The sequence below is a fragment of the Lacticaseibacillus suibinensis genome (assembly GCF_003946175.1).
GTDB lineage: Bacteria > Bacillota > Bacilli > Lactobacillales > Lactobacillaceae > Lacticaseibacillus > Lacticaseibacillus suibinensis.
Map to the genome: position 1 here is coordinate 150,785 of NZ_RHOK01000001.1, position 17,119 is coordinate 167,903.

Annotated in this window: 12 protein-coding genes; 8 read left to right on the forward strand and 4 right to left on the reverse strand. The window is 46.8% G+C overall.

Annotated features, from left to right (window positions below):
• Positions 1–179: 179 nt before the first annotated feature.
• The 8 genes from EKM90_RS00720 to EKM90_RS00755 all read left to right on the forward strand — a co-directional run bounded on the left by EKM90_RS00720 (position 180) and on the right by EKM90_RS00755 (position 13,283).
• The gene (locus tag EKM90_RS00720; RefSeq protein ID WP_125579123.1) at positions 180–698 is read left to right on the forward strand and encodes a helix-turn-helix domain-containing protein; all 519 of its coding nucleotides are present in this window, start codon (positions 180–182) and stop codon (positions 696–698) included.
• 66 nt (positions 699–764) lie between these two features.
• Positions 765–1,418, forward strand: a complete 654-nt coding sequence (locus tag EKM90_RS00725; protein ID WP_125579125.1) for a PASTA domain-containing protein — start codon at positions 765–767, stop codon at positions 1,416–1,418.
• 66 nt (positions 1,419–1,484) lie between these two features.
• Positions 1,485–2,354: a toll/interleukin-1 receptor domain-containing protein gene (locus tag EKM90_RS00730; protein WP_125579128.1), complete on the forward strand. Its 870-nt coding sequence runs from the start codon at positions 1,485–1,487 to the stop codon at positions 2,352–2,354.
• Between the two features lie 19 nt (positions 2,355–2,373).
• Positions 2,374–7,137: a type ISP restriction/modification enzyme gene (locus tag EKM90_RS00735; RefSeq protein WP_125579130.1), complete on the forward strand. Its 4,764-nt coding sequence runs from the start codon at positions 2,374–2,376 to the stop codon at positions 7,135–7,137.
• A gap of 38 nt (positions 7,138–7,175) precedes the next feature.
• A complete protein-coding gene (locus tag EKM90_RS00740) occupies positions 7,176–9,311 on the forward strand; it encodes an ATP-dependent nuclease (RefSeq protein WP_125579134.1) in 2,136 nt (711 codons plus the stop codon).
• On the forward strand, positions 9,304–11,151 hold the full coding sequence (locus tag EKM90_RS00745) for a UvrD-helicase domain-containing protein (protein ID WP_125579135.1): 1,848 nt from the start codon (positions 9,304–9,306) through the stop codon (positions 11,149–11,151). Before EKM90_RS00740 ends, EKM90_RS00745 begins: the two co-directional genes overlap by 8 nt.
• A gap of 580 nt (positions 11,152–11,731) precedes the next feature.
• Positions 11,732–12,448, forward strand: coding sequence for a PASTA domain-containing protein (locus tag EKM90_RS00750; RefSeq protein ID WP_225422644.1), 717 nt, complete (start codon positions 11,732–11,734; stop codon positions 12,446–12,448).
• A 424-nt stretch (positions 12,449–12,872) separates the two neighbouring features.
• The gene (locus tag EKM90_RS00755) at positions 12,873–13,283 is read left to right on the forward strand and encodes a hypothetical protein (protein ID WP_125579136.1); all 411 of its coding nucleotides are present in this window, start codon (positions 12,873–12,875) and stop codon (positions 13,281–13,283) included.
• A 61-nt stretch (positions 13,284–13,344) separates the two neighbouring features.
• Here EKM90_RS00755 and EKM90_RS00760 read toward each other — a convergent pair whose 3' ends face one another.
• Genes EKM90_RS00760 through recJ form a run of 4 tightly spaced genes read right to left on the reverse strand, consistent with a single transcriptional unit; the run spans position 13,345 to position 17,024 of the window.
• A complete protein-coding gene (locus EKM90_RS00760; protein WP_125579137.1) occupies positions 13,345–13,656 on the reverse strand; it encodes a DUF960 domain-containing protein in 312 nt (103 codons plus the stop codon).
• A gap of 1 nt (position 13,657) precedes the next feature.
• Positions 13,658–14,170: a Cys-tRNA(Pro) deacylase gene (gene ybaK / locus EKM90_RS00765; RefSeq protein WP_125579138.1), complete on the reverse strand. Its 513-nt coding sequence runs from the start codon at positions 14,168–14,170 to the stop codon at positions 13,658–13,660.
• A gap of 47 nt (positions 14,171–14,217) precedes the next feature.
• Positions 14,218–14,745, reverse strand: a complete 528-nt coding sequence (locus EKM90_RS00770) for an adenine phosphoribosyltransferase (protein WP_125579139.1) — start codon at positions 14,743–14,745, stop codon at positions 14,218–14,220.
• A gap of 11 nt (positions 14,746–14,756) precedes the next feature.
• A complete protein-coding gene (gene recJ / locus EKM90_RS00775) occupies positions 14,757–17,024 on the reverse strand; it encodes a single-stranded-DNA-specific exonuclease RecJ (RefSeq protein ID WP_125579197.1) in 2,268 nt (755 codons plus the stop codon).
• Between the last annotated feature and the right edge of the window lie 95 nt (positions 17,025–17,119).

Below are 17,119 nucleotides of genomic sequence, written 5' to 3' on the forward strand. Positions count from 1 at the left end.
TTGGTTTGAATTTAACATGTATGGGTTTACAATCTGCTATGGCTGAATCATACCATCCTCCAAGAAACTTATCAACCTTTTTAGATAAGTTACAAACAGGTTTCGTTTAATTATTCCTTGACACTTTCAATGGGTTTCATTAAGCTTCAAGTAAGGCTACAAAAAGGAGAAATCAACTCATGTTCGGAAAAAGTGAAGAAGGTATCGACAAGAAGCTCGCTAGAAATATTAAGCGTATTCGTATGGAACGCGGCATGACGCAAAAAGACCTTGCTGATGCAATGGGTAGCATTGAGCAAAGCGTGTCTAAGTTTGAGCGGGCAATTTCGGCACCGTCTGCTAAAGCGATTATGCAGCTGTGTGAGGCGTTGCAAGTGACGCCTAACGACTTGTATCTCAACGATGCCGACTGGCGCAGCTGGCAGTCAGAGAAGCTTGAACACCAAGACCATTCCGTTAACGGTTTGGTCGATCACGTCGAAATGGTTCAAAAGATGTTTGCGGAGGCAGAACTGGCCCGCAAAGCCGGAGATGAGAAGCTGGAGCGTGCTACTCTAGATCAAATCATTCAGATGTACATGTGGACTAACGACCATTTCCGTGACGTCGCGCACTTGCTTGATCGGCGCTATGTGACCGAGTACCTCGACAATATGGAAAAGGAAACTCGTGACGCAATGATCAACAACGCGAATTAGACCCTGTTTGATAAGCCGGACCACTTTACGCTTTAGCGTTCAATTAACGAAACGGAGGAGTTTCATATGACTGCAAAAGCAAGCAAACTAGACAAGTTTATTAAAGCCGCTGACAAACTAGTTGAGTCCAGAGGTGTTTCTAAGCTCACCAAAACAATCGATAAGACACTGGATATTGCAGGAAATGCCATTGGAGCTGCAGCTGACGTGACCAATCACCAACTGGATGAACATAACAAGCGACACCAGACCGATGTAAAATTGCCAGACATAATTGGTCTTAGTATTGATCAAGCAAAGGAATTGTTTGCTACGCTGGAACTCAAATATGCTCTTCTCGCTTCGGAGCCTGATGCAAGTTTTGAAACGGCTAAAGCTGATACCATCGTCAACACCGTTCCCAAGGCTCACACGGTTTTGTCTGCAGGCAGTTTCGTTAAGATCTACTACTTAGATGCGGAGGTTATTGAAGCGAGCCGGTTAATTGTCTCGGAGAAAGAAACCCGTAAACGTGCTCGAAAAGAAGCGGTCAAGGCTCTCGCCTCGAAGATTGGGCACGGCACTGCTATGAGTGCTCGCAATGTTTTAAAAGCCACGACAAAAGTGACTAAGAAATCCACTAGGCAGAGTAGCACCCAAAAAAATTGCAAAGAGATTAAAGCTACGATTATTGATGTTCCCTCCACCGCTGATGAAAGTATGAACGATGACAGTAAGTAGACGATATAATTAGGCTTGACACGGTAGTCGATTGGCCCAGGCTCATGCTGATAAGGGGATGGATTAATGAGCGTTTCATCAATTACAAGTTCGCTAAACACATTAAGGCGCGAACTAAACCGAATTCAGGATAAACAAACTGATGCAGCGAACAAATACGCAAAACAAGATGACATCATATCTAGGTCAAATGATCGGCTAAGCAGAACGACCAGTGCAAGCCGCATCTCCTCCTACAATCGTGACATTGATAGAGCCCAAGCCGAAAAAGCAAAATTATCCAAAGTTCAAGCCAGTCTCAGTAAGGATTTCGGTAAGAAGCAAAGACAGATAGCAGACAAAGAAAAAGACCTTAGGAAAGCCACAGCTGATGAGCAGCAAAAACAGCTTAGGTCGATGCAGAAAGACTACTCATCACAGATTGTTACCATGAAGCGAGAACAATCTGAATTATTGAAGTCACAATTTCTCTCCGATGATGCCAGTGGTACCCGTGATTCTAAAGAGTACGATGTTTTTATTTCTTATGCTCACGAAGACCAAGAATATGCGGAGAAGCTGACCAGTGCCATTCAGGCAATGGATTTATCCGTTTGGATTGATGAACAGAGTATGGGTTGGGGCGCGAGTCAAATTCAGTCTATGGACGACGGCATTCGCAACTCCAAGTTCTCAATAGTTCTCCTTTCCCCCGACTATTTCGACAAATATTGGACAACTCATGAGTATCATTCAATGTTGATTAAAGCAAAGAATCAGCATGATCTCATATTGCCAATCTATCACAATGTCACGGCTGACCAGGTTAAAGACTATAATCTCGAATTAGCGGATCGGCATGCTTTGAACACAAGTATCTCCACTGTAGAAGAAATTGCTCATAAACTGCATGAGCTGATTGCCTCTACTTCTTCTACCGACAGTGAGAATTCATAAACACAAGGGAGTTAAAATAATGAGCAAAACAGACCACATTAGTGTCAATTCCAGTTTCGACCGCTTAATTGAGCAAATTGACGCTTCTGCGAACGGTGTGCAGCGAGATCGTGGCACGATGTTTGAGGAAGTCGTTAAGTCTTATCTGTTAAATGAACCCGCCTACAAGAATCTATACGATAACGTGTGGATGCTACGCGAGGTTCCAGCTGAATATCAGATCCCAAGGAATGATCTTGGGGTCGATTTAGTGTGCCGTCATCGTGGTACGGGTAAGCTGACGGCGGTACAGGCCAAGTATTACCGTGGCAAAGTCGGCAAAGACACTATCAACAGTTACGTTGCCGAACTGAACAAAAATTACTATGCAGACGGTCTGCTAGTAGCCACCACCGACGACTGGAACAAGAACGCAGAAGCGGCGTTGCTCGACGGGACAAAAGAGATTAACCGTATCGGCCTTTCTGATCTTCGGCATTCTGGGTTTGATTGGTCTCAGTTTAACTTCGGCGATTCAGGAAAGGCCATCCAAGCCAGTCACAAACAGCCAAGAGCATATCAAAAGATCGCCATCGAAAAGACGGTCGCCTACTTCGACACGCACGAGCGCGGTAAATTGATTATGGCGCCCGGCACTGGTAAAACCTTTACGAGTCTCAAAATTGCTGAGGCGCTCGCTAAGCATGAACGCAAGGACAATTACTTTGTGCTGTACCTAGTGCCAAGTATCCAGTTACTATCACAAACACTATTTAGCTGGAATAGTGACGTCACGCCTGAGACGGACTTGGTTTCGTTTGCCGTAACCTCGGATCGTAACGCTTCGAAAAAGCGTACATATAGCAACAGCGATGACAGCGATATGAACGTTCAAGATATTGGCTTCCCAGCATCAACCAGCGCTGAGAAGCTAATGGCAAACTATCATGCCTTACAAACAGATGCTGGTAGTCGTATCACGGTGATCTTCAGCACCTACCAGTCCATTGATGTCATTCAACTTGCACAGCAACAAGGCTATCCAGAATTTGATTTAATTATTGCTGATGAAGCCCACCGAACGACTGGATCACATGCAGCTAATGAAGAAGCTGGCATGTTTACCAAGGTGCATAGTAATAACATCATTAAGGCGCACCATCGCCTCTACCAGACCGCAACGCCCAAAATCTATTCGCAAGACACCAAGAAAAAAGGCGAAGACGAAAACATTGTGATTGCCTCAATGGACGACCAGGATATTTACGGTGACGAGATTTACCGGCTCGGTTTTGGGGATGCAGTTGCTAAAGGAATCCTGACAGACTATAAGGTTGAGGTTTTAGCGGTTGATGAATCTGTAATTCAGCGCGATTTACAAAGTAGTATTTCTACCGAAAACGGTCTGGGTATTGATGACATTGGCAAGATCATCGGTGTTTGGAATGCCATGATGAAGCGTGAGAGTTTCTCAGATAAAGTGAACGGTGCGCCGATGCAACGCGCAATTGCTTTTGCGTCCGTGATCGATAATCAGCGCGGACAAGGCGCTGGCAAGGTCGGTTCTAAGCAAATCGCTCAGGAATTCAATCACGTTGTCAACGAATATCTCGGCGATGATAACCCTAACAGCTTCCATGTGGATGTAAAGCACGTTGATGGCAGCATGAATGCCCTTCAAAAGAAGGATGCAATCGACTGGCTTGCTGCCGACCTACCTGATGATGAAGCACGTGTTCTGTCCAACGTGAAGTTCCTCACTGAAGGTATCGATGTTCCGAATCTCGATGCCATTATTTTCTTTGCACCAAAGCAGTCTCAAATTGACATCGTTCAAGCAGTTGGTCGAATCATGCGCAAGTACAAGGATAAAGACTATGGCTACATTATCCTACCTGTGGTCGTCCCTGCTGGGCAGGATCCAGACACGGTGCTGGATGATAACAAAACTTACCAAGCGGTTTGGCAGGTATTGAACGCCCTCCGTTCCATTGACGAACGGTTCGAGGCATCCGTCAACAAGCTGGACCTTAACAATAAAAAGCCACGTAACTTGAATGTGATTGGCGTTGGTGGCGCTCCCGATGGTGAACTTGGTAATTCTGGTAGCAAATCTGATCCAGTGAACACAGAACAAACCGAGTTGGAACTGAACTGGCATGAGATTCAAAATGCCATTTACGGTCGAATTGTCAAAAAAGTGGGCGATCGCCGCTACTTGGAAGACTGGACGGCCGACGTTCAGCAACTAGCAGAGCGTCATATTCGCTGGATTCAAAACTTGATTGCCGATAAGCAGTCCCCATTCGCCAAGTCCTTTAAGAAATACGTCAGAAGTTTGCAGCACAATATCAATAGCGATATCGACGACCAGCAAGCCATCGAGATGTTGGCACAGCACATTATCACGAAGCCAATCTTTGAAGCTCTCTTTGATCAGTACAGTTTCGTTAACGACAATCCCGTTTCTCGCGCAATGGAAGACATGATTCAGCAAATGCTGGAGGCTGGCTTTGATCAGGAGCAAGCTGCACTTGAGCCGTTTTATGAATCAGTCCGTTTGCGTGCTACTGGGATTGATAACGCAGCGGCCAAGCAGCAATTCATCGTCACATTATATGATAAATTTTTTAGCACTGGTTTTAGCGCGACTGCCGAAAAATTAGGCATCGTCTTCACGCCTGTTGAAATCGTGGACTTTATTGTGAAGTCGGTCGATGAAGTGCTCAAGAAACATTTTGGACGTGGACTTGCGGCTGAAGGTGTGCACGTGCTTGATCCGTTTACCGGTACTGGGACGTTCATCACGCGGACGCTCGAATACTTAAATCAAGAACTGGAACGTGGTGAGATTACCCTTGCCGACATCACTCGCAAATACACACAAGAGTTGCATGCTAACGAGATTGTTCTGTTAAGTTATTACATTGCCGCAATCAACATTGAATCCGTATTTGACGAGATTAATGGACCAGAAGATTATATTCCATTTGACGGAATTGTGTTGGCCGATACCTTCGAATCTACAGAGAATCTTGATGTGTTGGATGAAGATATGTTCACTGGTAATAACAAACGTTTGAAGAAGCAACAAGAAGTGCCGATTACGGCGATTATATCAAACCCGCCGTATTCCGCCGGTCAAAAGAACCAAAACGATAACAATCAAAATATTCACTACGCAAAGTTGGAGACACACATTCGGGAAACCTATGTAAGAACCAGTAAGGCCAGCCTGAGTAAGGGAATGTATGATAGCTATATTAAGGCATTCCGCTGGGCAAGCGACCGCTTAGGTGAACAAGGGGTAATTGGGTTCGTTACTAATGCGGGCTACCTAGATTCAAATTCTGCGGATGGTATGCGTAAGTCCCTTTATGGCGAGTTCAACTACCTCTATATTTTCAACTTACGTGGGAACCAGAGAACATCTGGTGAGCGATCGCGTAAGGAAGGTGGCAAGATATTTGGTTCTGGGAGTCGTGCACCGATTGCAGTAAGTATCCTTGTTAAGGATGGCTCAGATAAGCATGAGCTGTTCTACCACGATATTGGTGACTACTTATCTCGCCAGCAGAAACTAGACATCATCTCTCAGGCTGGGAGTATTAGTAGGATTGAATGGAATACTGTCAATCCAGATGAGAATAATGATTGGCTTAATCAAAGAGACCCAAATTATCAACAGTACATGCCTTTGGCTTCAAAAGAACATGATGGTATTTTTGGGATTAATGCGATGGGAGTTCTAACCAGTAGAGATGCATGGATATATGGCTATAACGATGTAAGAGTGAGCGCAAACGTCCGTTTATTTATTGACCATTACAATCAAGAACGCGAGCGATTAGAAAAGGTGGAACCAGACAGTAGGAAAAACATGGTAAACACAGATGCCGCATACGTGAAATGGTCTTTTCGTTTACAGGAATCACTTCGAAAGAATAAAAGTATAGACTTTTTCCCCCAGAAAATGCGTCTAAGTTTATACAGGCCATTCACTAAAAAGTGGTTGTATTATGATGATGCTTTGGTTGAAAGAACACGTAGTTATTATCAAAAATTTGGTGATAGCAACAAGGTAATCTTTACAACTGGTCGAGGGTCTGATAAAGATTTCTCAGCGATAGCTACAGATGAAATCCCTTGCAATGACCTTCAAGCAAAAGGACAAGGCTTTATGCGTTACGACAACGAAGTCCAAGACGATGCCCTATTCCAAACTGGTCGTGACAATGTGTCTGAGACCTTTGCCAGGAAGTTGGGACTTTCCACTGATGATACCTATTCTTACGTATACGGCGTGCTGAACTCACCAGAATACCAAAGTCGGTATGCCAACGATTTGAAGAAAGATTTGGCGCGAATTCCAGTTCTCAAGAATATTGAACAGTATGTGGCTGTTGGTAAGCAACTGATGGACTTACATATCAACTATGAAGATGCACCAATCTATGATGGTTGTGAAGTGGTATTCAAGTCTAAGGAACCTAGTTATACCGTTAAGAAGATTCGGTTCAAGTCTCGAGATGACCATTCTGAAATCAAATTCAACTCCGATATCAATATCAAGAATATTCCTGAACGCGCCTATGATTATGTAGTTAATGGGCGATCTGCCCTCGAATGGATTATGGATCAATATCAAGTGAAGACCGATAAGGCCTCCCAGATAACTGATGACCCCAACGATTACAGCGATGACCCGAAGTACATTTTCAATTTACTGCTAAGAATCATCACGGTCTCATTGAAGACATTAGATTTGATTGCTCAACTACCAGAGTTTGAGCTTGCAGAATGATTTCACTTACATGTTCAGCACAATCGTGATAGTCTCTCATGAATTATGAAAATATGGAAGAAAAAGACATGAAACTAACAAAGCTGATAATAGATGGCTTTCGCTCCTATGGAGAATCGACAACCATCGATTTTGATAATATTACAACACTGATTGGTAGTAACGGGGCCGGAAAGACCACTGCTTTGATTGCATTAAACAAAATGTTCTCAGTTAATGCCAACGATCGCATTATTTCCCCCACGGACTTCTTTGTTGCAACTCAAGACAATGGCGAGTTACAGTCATCGACGAAGTTGACCTGCGAAGCAGTGTTTGAATTTGAGCAAGAGGATGACTCTGCAAGCCAAAAACACGCGGATGCCCTGTTACTGAAACATTTGTGTGTTAAAGGACCTGGCGAGGCATTGATTTTGCGTATTCAGTTGGTTGCCACACTCGAGGATGATGGGACCGCTGATGGAGCAATCGATTCACATATTTATTACGTGCCGACTCTGGGAGTCTGCAAGGATGAAGACTTGGTATTAGCTTCAAGACGTGAGTTGCAGCATATCCGGCTGATTTATGTACCTGCAGTGCGAAATCCCGATACGCAGCTCGGAACTACATCCAAAAGCTTGCTAGCAAACTTAGTTCGTCACATTAATTGGGGCAACGAGACTAAGCAGTTAGTTGACGCGCAATTAGATTCGCTCAATGATACGATTCTCAATTCTAAGGGAGTCAAACTCATTGGAGACAGCCTTTCTGCGGACTGGAATATGTTCCATGAAAATGACCGATTTGCAGACGTGCGGCTCAATATTGAATCGACGAGTTTAGGCGATCTTGCAAAAAGGATGCGACCTGTATTTCAATCGTCAATCAGCCATCGCACTTTTCAACCCGAAGAAATGGGTGATGGTACTCGGTCACTATTTTATATTTCCAATGTCGCAAGTGTCTTAGAAGTTGAGCGGAAGTTATTAGAGGCGGAAGAACAGTTTTCAAAGGATGAAACTACAGGTGAGGAACATGCCCGATTGATCGATCATCAACCACCGGTACTCACTATTTTAGCGATTGAAGAACCTGAAAATCACATTTCACCGCATCTGTTAGGTAAACTTGTTAATCAACTAAAAGCGATGGCAGATTATCCAAATGCCCAAGTTGTATTGACTTCACACTCTCCCGCCATAGTAAAGCGGGTAACCCCAGAATGTATTAGATACGTATGGATGAATAAAGACACAGATGTCAGTTCTGTGCAATCGCTAGAAATTCCGAATCAAGAAGACGAACTTGAAGCATATCGTTACGTTAAAATGGCGGTAGAGTTGTATCCAGAACTCTATTTTGCCCAGCTCGTCATCTTAGGTGAAGGAGCAAGCGAAGAAATTCTTCTCCCAAAGTTCTTGGAACTTAGTGGAAAGCCTCTGGATGAATCGGGAATTTCCTTTGTTCCGCTTGCAGGAAGATTTGTTCATTACATTTGGCATCTATTGACCCAGCTTCAAATACCTTACATTTCGTTGCTTGATCTGGATCGTGAACGTTCGGGTGGCGGATGGGGCCGGGTCAGCTATGTACTTAAAGAGTTAAGACAAAATAGTATAGATGTCAACGCGTATCCTGACGGAATCACAGACCTTTCAGAGGCAAGTCTGCAGCAACTTTCTGAAAGAAAAACCGAGGACAGCGTATCTGCCAATCAGTTAGATCAGTACTTGAAATATTTGCAGAAGTACAATGTGTTTTTCTCAGCGCCGTTGGATATTGACTTCGTAATGTTGTCTTCTTATAAGAACAATTACCTAGGCCTTGTTCAAGGAAAACAAGGTCCTACACTGAAGGTAGATGGTAAACGCTGGTTGATAAGTGAATACCCGAAACAGGATGAGAACGATTCGTCATATGCCTTACGCGTAGAAAAAGCTCGTAAAGATGCTTTGAAGAAAGATAATTCAAAACTGGGTCCTAGCTCAGGAAATTCGTATTCATTTCAAGATCGGGAATTAATGATTTGGTACGTATACTTCTTCCTTGGCCGTGGGAAGACAACCACTCATATACAAGCATTAACTCAAATGAATGATGATGCACTGAAAGCCGGCATGCCTTCTCTATTTAGTGAAATCGCCGCGAAGGCCTCGCAATTATTGGGAAAGGAGCCCGTCAGTCATGATTAGTAGTTCTGGTTGGGAACCTTCTGAGGGAATCATTCTAGAGCGCGAAGCGGAAAATGCAATCAAATCCACGAGAAATCAGCTTGTTGTTGCTGGCCCCGGTACTGGGAAAACGGAAATGTTGGCGCAGAAAGCCGATTACTTGTTTCAAACTGGCATTTGTGCAGATCCGTTTAAAATTCTAGCTATTAGTTTCAAGAAGGATTCGGCAACGAACTTAAAAAAACGAGTTGATAAGCGATCTCCCCAATTTTCAAAATACCGTTTTGACTCAATGACATTTGATGGTTTTGCCAAACAAATTCTGGATCAATTTAGAATGGGATTGCCTGAAGACCTCAGACCGAATGCCGACTATTTGGTAGAGAATACCCAACTTCTAGATCGAATGTCACGCGATAGTTTTACGAACAGAACGCCTAGTAAGAAGGAAATCACATCCTCTTGGAAAAATATCCAGATTCAACAAAATCAGCTTCTTGAATGTGATCGCTATCTCCAGAATGAAATGTTGACCGGGACCGAAGATTTGCCAGCTTGCTTGCCATACCACGCTATTATGCGACTTGCCCAAATGATACTAAGGCTAAATCCGGCAGTTCAACAAGCAGTTCGTAACGCCTATCCATTTGTTTTTATCGATGAATTCCAAGATACTACAACGTCTCAACTGGTGTTGGTACGACAACTTTTTGAAAATTCCGGATCTGCAATCACTGCGGTTGGAGATGACAAGCAACGTATAATGATCTGGGCGGGAGCAAGAAAGACGGCATTCGAAGACTTCTGTAGTATATTTGCCGCAGAAACACGTGAGCTATCAATTAATCATCGGTCTGCCCCTGCAATCGTCGGCTTGCAGAGGCAAATGTACGCTTCCCTGAATGCAAATTCGTCAACGGCAATTACCGAGCCCTCTTGGAACCCCGACGACGGAGACATAGAACTACTGGAGTCCGATAATGAAAAAGAGGAAGCTGAGCTACTCGCACGAAGAGTGAAGCTGTTGATTGATGATGGAATTTCCCCTAATAAGATTGCTGTTTTGTTGAAGCAAAAAGTCTCAAATTATGCACCTTTACTGATTTCCAGTTTTGCCAGCGAAGGGATTAAAACTCGCGAGGAGGCCGAGTACCAAGAACTACTGAATGAATCATTGGTACAGCTTGTCATCCAAACAATAAATATTAATCTGGGAAAGAACACTCTAGCTGAATGGGAAAGCTACATGTCTTCACTTATTGTTTCGCGTGGTATCGAGAATGAAGGAGCCGCATATGTGAAAGCAGAACGGGAGCTGAATAATTTTCTAAAATCGACCACGACACTCCTGCAGAAGCCGGCAAACATGCAACTGGTGATGAAAATAATTGATCAAGTAACACATTTTTGGACATATGATTACCTTGTCGGCACTGATGAGACGTATTCAAACCAAGAGCGCTTTAGTCAACTTCGAGAGACACTCGCGACACGTCTACTCGAAGAATACGAAACCACCAATAATTGGATCGAGGTGATTGATAATTTTGAAGGGAAGCATTCTGTTCCAATCATGACGATCCATAAAAGCAAGGGATTGCAATTCGAGGCTGTGTTTATTGTGGCACTAGACGACAATGCATTTTGGTCCATGACAAAGGATGCCGACGAGACTAGAAGAACATTCTTCGTTGCTATTTCCCGTGCCAAGCGCTATTTAGGTTTCACCTTTTCGCATCATCGGCATCATGGCGACATTATGACACACAACGATATACAGGAGTTCTATGATCTGATTTCTCCGACTGCAATTCGTGTGAATCTAGCTAATGTGGAGAGTGAGTTAAAATCGACCGATTGAGTCGTCAGATAGGTTGACTGATATTGTTTCCCTGAGTCGGTGTACTCGGCACAAACAGGAGTTGGTGTGCCATGCTTCCTACAACAATCGCGACCGCTACAAAGACAATTTCCGTTCCGCAGTTACGCATCGTTGCCTGGCACGAAAAAAGGCCGCCAACCAATGACGGCCAACCAAGTATATTCGCGTACCAATTCAGTACCACTTCATCCAAATTCAGCCGATTTCAACCGTTTCTAATGCATGAAGAATGCCGTTAAATCAACGATTTGACTTCAGTCAAACCGCCAGGATACAACTCGAAATCCGTCGAACCGGCTTACACCGGCGCACGAGTTCAAATCTCGTACTCTCCTGCAGTAACATCCGTGCCGCGGCCTGCAAAGGTCGCGGCTTTTTTGTGGTGAAGGATTGCATGAGCCAACAATTCATCAGTTACCGCGATATCACGTCACCAGATTGAGCGACTGCGGCTGGTCATCTTATGCCCCTGATCAAGCCAAGTCACACTCGCACCGACTTTCAGTGTTGTGTCCCCAGGGATATGGGAACCGAAGCCACAAGGAACGATAAATAATGAATGTTGTTGTTCAGTCTAGCAAAATATTCTAAAATGGATATATTCCATTCTATTTCATTGGGGGAAAACACGATGGCTGCAAAATTGACCAAATTAGACAAATTCATCAAAGGTGCCGACAAGCTGATGGATTCCAAAGGCGTTTCCAAGTTGGCCGGCACGCTTGATAAAACCCTAAACATCGCAGGGGATGCAGTGCAGGCTGCTGCCGAAGTGACAAACCACCAATTGGATGAGCACAATAAACGCCATCTTCACGACGTCAAAATTCCCGATCTCCTTGGCTTGACCTTAACGCAAAGCCAAGAAGCCTTATCACCCTTTGATCTCACCTTTGCACCAGTGGTCGCAACGCCAGATGCGAAGCTCGCTCGAGCCAGGGTTGATACGGTTATTGCGACTCTCCCCAAACCAAACGCTGTTGTCGCGCCAGGCAGTTTCGTCAAGTTATATTATGTTGACGCCGCCACCCTCGAGGCCAGCACGGTGTTGGCTGAAGAAGCTGTCCGGCGTGTGAAAGAGCGCAAAGAAGCGGCAAAAGGCTTTGTTGCGAAAGTGGCACATGGCACCGCGGCGGGCACCAGCCACGCAGTGAAAGCGGCGACCGCAGGCGTCACCAAAAAGCTAGGCCATCACGACCGGCCGAAAAATATACGCAAAGAAATTGACGCAACAATAATTGAGGCCCAAGCGCCTTCAGATGAGTCAAAAGAATAGTCACCCTGCCATCATTTCCGTTTAAATGTCGAAATGATGGTTTTCTTTTGGCCTCTATTGGCTCTCCAACATTGATCTCGAATCAATAATACAATTCAGATTGATAAAATCTTGTGGGGCAATGAACAAGGCTAGAAATAGTTCGCTCCCAACACTAATTTCACGAGTTGGCAATGACCCCGAAGATGCAATTTAAGGAATTGGTCTAGCCCCTATCAATAACCCATATAAAAATAGATATGGCCCCTTATCTTGCCTGAATCCATAACAGACGCCACTTTCCATCGATTAAATAACACACATATCATTAATGAATATCATAACATCCATTCTTTAAATATAGGTAGAATATTATGTTGATAATTAGATTTTCGAGTGGTATGCTTTCAGGGTAAGTTAGTCAATGAGCAAGGGGGCATCTACCATGTTAACTACCGAATACATTCAGTGCGTCAATCAGGAACTCGAACGTTTGCTTGTTTTTGAAACCGTATTCAAAGAATACGCGCACACATGTCGGAACATCGAGAAAGGCAACTGCCTGGCCAGCGAAAGCTTCTCCAATATTCGTCTCTACTTCTCCAAAAATATTATCCGCTTTGATCGCTTCGTGCAGCAGTGCGCGAGGGTCACCGCGCCGTCTGGGTATGAACGATTCAATAACACCCTCATCGACGGCCTCAAAGGCATCCGCAAAGCCGTCTTGGCGATTCTGGGGGCCATTGAGCCCGATCATGTGGATCACGAGCAATTCGAAGATGGCTTAGAGGCCCAAAAAGCGGCCCGAGCCGAAATCGATCATGCTTTCGAAGAAATTAATGTGCCTGCATTCTAACGTAATCAAATAGCCGCCTGTCCTCGCAGTATTGCGAAGGCAGGCGGCTTTGCTATGTCTTTTACTTATTGGCTTCTTCTGGCAGCAAAATCGTCTGATTTTCGCCGTCATCATAGGCCATGATGGTTTTGGGAAAGCTATCGTCGTAATCGAATGGCAAATCCACCGCAATTTGGGTATCATGCCCTTTTTCGGAAAAGGCCATGGTTAACTTGCCCTTGGTATTGAGCAAGTCGAATTGGAGCAAATGCCCCAGCGGCACGACGCCGGCCAAATCTTGGTCGATGATCATCCAGACGCTGTCAATAATTTCCCCTGGCAGTTTCGAGATCACGCCGTAAGTCGCAAAACGGCTTTCGTTGGTTGAAAACATGCTATCCCTCCTGTTCTTCCAGACTGGTGATGGCGGCGAACTTGGCGTTAACTGCCTTGGCTAGCGCTTTCGGCGCCAGCCCGACCGAGCGACCGATTTTACCTGCCGACACGATGATTTCCGGTTCCTTCAGCGCTTCTTCGCCGATAAAAATCGGATACTTGTGGCGGGCATGGATGCCGATTGGCGTATTCGCGCCGTGCTCATAACCAGTGGTTTGTTCCAGATCTTTTAGCGGTATCATGCCGACTTTTTTGTTGCCGGACACCGCACTGAGCTTTTTGTAGTCAATGTGGCGATCCAGCGGCACGACGCCAATAAGCGGACCGGTTTTGTTACCAGTCAATGCCAAGGTCTTGTAGATGCGATGCTCTGGCACGGCTAAATGATCGACCGTCAGCTGCGCCACATCCCCTGCCTCATGGGTCGGAAACTCATAGGGCGTGTAGGCAATGTTTTGCTTGTCGAGCATCTTCTCGACTAAAGTTTTATCTTCTTTTTTCTTTTTACTCATCGCTTGGCTCCGTTTTCAAGAGTCAACTTCTGCAAGCAGCGCCGCGATTAAGCGCCTTTGTAGGAGGTCAACGTCAGCATATCATAGTCCTTGATCTTATCGCGACCATGCAAGTCTTCCAGTTCGACGATAAAGGCCGTGCCGACCACGATGCCGCCGAGCTTTTCCACGAGCTCAATGGTCGCCGAAATCGTGCCCCCAGTGGCAAGCAAATCATCCACCACCAGCACCCGCTGGCCCGGCTTGACCGCGTCTTTGTGCAGGTACAAGGTTTCTGAACCGTACTCCAAGTCATAGCTGGCACTCACGGTTTCGCGAGGCAGCTTGCCTTTTTTCCGGGCTGGGGCAAAACCGACCCCAAGCTTATAGGCGACTGGGCAGCCGACGATGAAACCGCGGGCTTCCGGGCCAACCACCATTTCAACGCGCTTATCCTTCGCATAGGCCACCAGTTCATCGGTCGCTGCCGCGTAGGCCTTGCCATCCGCCATCAGCGGTGAAATATCGCGGAAAATGATGCCGGGTTCAGGAAAATCTGGCACATTTGCAATGTAGTCTTTATAGTTGATCGTCATGGCTCTATTCCTCATTTCTTGCCAAGCAGCCGCGCTTCAAGCGCACTGCGGCTGTCACTTTGCAGCTCATGGGCCAGCGTCAAAAACGCCGCCTGCTGCTGATAGATATGCGCCTGGGTCAACGGTTTTTTGACCGGATTAGGCGTCACGTCGATTTGCGCACCATCTATTTTAACAAATCCGAGTTCAAAAAACACCTGTACCGCTAAGATTGCTTGCTGCGTCGTCACATGCACGGCTTGCGCTAGCGCTGGCAAGTGATGCTTATCAAAGCCGGCGTGCGCGCTCAGGTAATGAAGCACCCGGCCGCATTCTTCACGATTGGGTAGCGCCACCAAACTGGCCGCCGGCGCGGTAAAAATCACCCGGACCGGCAGGGTCAGTTTCGCCAGCAGAGCCGTTAAATGCGCCTCATCTGGCGGCAGGTCCACCAGCACCGCATTGGCGGTGGCAGCGGCCACGCTTTCAGCGAGCACCACTGGCCCGCCAAACATGTACTGCTGGGTCATGCGCTGCTTGAGGCGGCCATCAAAGAAGATATAAGTGAAAGCCCCGCGGAATTGTTCTGCGCTCGGCTGCGGCAGCCGCAGGTCAATGATAGCCGGCGTCTGCAGTTGCCAATCGCACAGCCGCAGTTGCAAGCTGGTGCGATTTTGCCAGGTGTTGGCATCCATGCGCACGGCGAGTTTCACCTGACTGGCACTTTCCAGTGCCGCCGCCTGGTCGCCAAACCCGAAGCCCACGACATTCGTGCCATCAGCGGCAAAGCGCAGATGATCATTGGTCTTACCCATTTGCCGGACGGAGTTGATCGTTTGCGGCAGCAGGCTAAAGGTGGGTTCTTCATTGCCCGGCCCAAAAGGCGCGAGCTGACGCATCAGCTGATAATTGGCCAGCGTCAAATCCTCCGGTTCCAGCCGGGCGTTAATCGTAAGTGTTGGCTTGGCAATTGGACCCAAGTTTGCTGCCGCCGTTTCCATGGCGGCATGCAAGGCAGGAATGTTCGCCACGGGCATCGTGAGCCCTGCGGCCATGGCGTGGCCGCCAAAATGGGTCATTTGGTCGCGCGCTGCATCTAGGGCCTTGAAGAGGTTATACGCGGCAATCGACCGCCCAGAACCTTTGGCACTTTGGCCGTCTTTACCGATGTTCAACACCAAGGTCGGTTTGCCGGTGGCTTCGACAATCCGACTGGCCACAATCCCAAGGACCCCTTCATGCCAGCCTTGATGCGCGATAATCAGCGTCTTAGCCGCCTGATTGGCCGGGCTTTGCGCCATGGTCAGGGCCTCATCGGCAATTTTAGCCACCAGGGCCTGACGCTGCGCGTTAAGGTCGTTAACATTGGCCGCCAGCTTGTCGGCTTCGTCTTCGTCGAAGGTGGTCAGCAGCGTGACCCCGGGATTGGCATCCTCTAGCCGGCCCAAGGCATTCAGCCGGGGACCGATACCAAACCCGATGCTAGTTTCATCCACTGTCGCCGGGTCGATTTGAGCCGCTTTGAGCAAGGCATTCAGCCCCACGCGCTGCTGGGTGTGAATCGACTGCAACCCCATTTGCACAATCAACCGATTTTCGTCGGTCAGACTCACAATATCGGCTACTGTCCCCAGCGCGGCCAAATCGATACTATCGGTGGCGGGTTCACCCAGTAGCGCACTAGCGACCTTGAAGGCCACCCCTGCACCGGATAAGTCGCCAAAGGGATAATGACCTTCAGGATGGCGTGGGTGCACCACGGCCACTGCGTGCGGCAATTGCTTAGGTAACTCATGGTGATCTGTGACCACCACATCCATCCCTTGCGCCATCGCCGCATCGATCACCGCGGCGCCGCTGACGCCGTTATCGACGGTAATCACCAGCTGGGTGCCATTTTTGCGCAGGTAGTCATACACCGCCTGGTTGGGTCCATAACCATCAGCGAAGCGGTCAGGAATGAAGGCCTCGGGTTCGGCGCCCAGCGCCTCCAAGGTTTCCTTCATGATCGACGTGGAGGTCAAACCATCAACGTCATAGTCACCATAAATGGTGATTTTTTCCTGATTGGTAATAGCCTCCTGAATCCGCGCCACGGCTTTATCCATATCATGCAGCTCAAACGGATCATGCAACCGGCTTAAATCAGGCTGGCAAAAAGCATCGAATGCCGCCTGGTCAGTAATCCCGCGCTGAATGAGGAGCCGGGCCAAAAACGGCGGTACCGATAACGTGCTCGCCACGGTTTGAATCTCGTTTGTAGCGGGCTGCGCCGCTTCTTGCCACTGGTAATGTGCCATCATCGTCTTCCTTTCTAACCGCAATAGTATATCAGACTTTGACGAGCGATGGCGGGCGACATTTTGGAAACGGAAGATGAAAGCGTGGTATAATA

Coding starts and splice junctions, on each gene's coding strand:
- EKM90_RS00720 (WP_125579123.1), top strand. CDS start 180: ATGTTCGGAAAAAGTGAAGAAGGTATCGACAAGAAGCTCGCTAGAAAT.
- EKM90_RS00725 (WP_125579125.1), top strand. CDS start 765: ATGACTGCAAAAGCAAGCAAACTAGACAAGTTTATTAAAGCCGCTGAC.
- EKM90_RS00730 (WP_125579128.1), top strand. CDS start 1,485: ATGAGCGTTTCATCAATTACAAGTTCGCTAAACACATTAAGGCGCGAA.
- EKM90_RS00735 (WP_125579130.1), top strand. CDS start 2,374: ATGAGCAAAACAGACCACATTAGTGTCAATTCCAGTTTCGACCGCTTA.
- EKM90_RS00740 (WP_125579134.1), top strand. CDS start 7,176: ATGAATTATGAAAATATGGAAGAAAAAGACATGAAACTAACAAAGCTG.
- EKM90_RS00745 (WP_125579135.1), top strand. CDS start 9,304: ATGATTAGTAGTTCTGGTTGGGAACCTTCTGAGGGAATCATTCTAGAG.
- EKM90_RS00750 (WP_225422644.1), top strand. CDS start 11,732: ATGTTGTTGTTCAGTCTAGCAAAATATTCTAAAATGGATATATTCCAT.
- EKM90_RS00755 (WP_125579136.1), top strand. CDS start 12,873: ATGTTAACTACCGAATACATTCAGTGCGTCAATCAGGAACTCGAACGT.
- EKM90_RS00760 (WP_125579137.1), bottom strand. CDS start 13,656: ATGTTTTCAACCAACGAAAGCCGTTTTGCGACTTACGGCGTGATCTCG.
- ybaK (WP_125579138.1), bottom strand. CDS start 14,170: ATGAGTAAAAAGAAAAAAGAAGATAAAACTTTAGTCGAGAAGATGCTC.
- EKM90_RS00770 (WP_125579139.1), bottom strand. CDS start 14,745: ATGACGATCAACTATAAAGACTACATTGCAAATGTGCCAGATTTTCCT.
- recJ (WP_125579197.1), bottom strand. CDS start 17,024: ATGGCACATTACCAGTGGCAAGAAGCGGCGCAGCCCGCTACAAACGAG.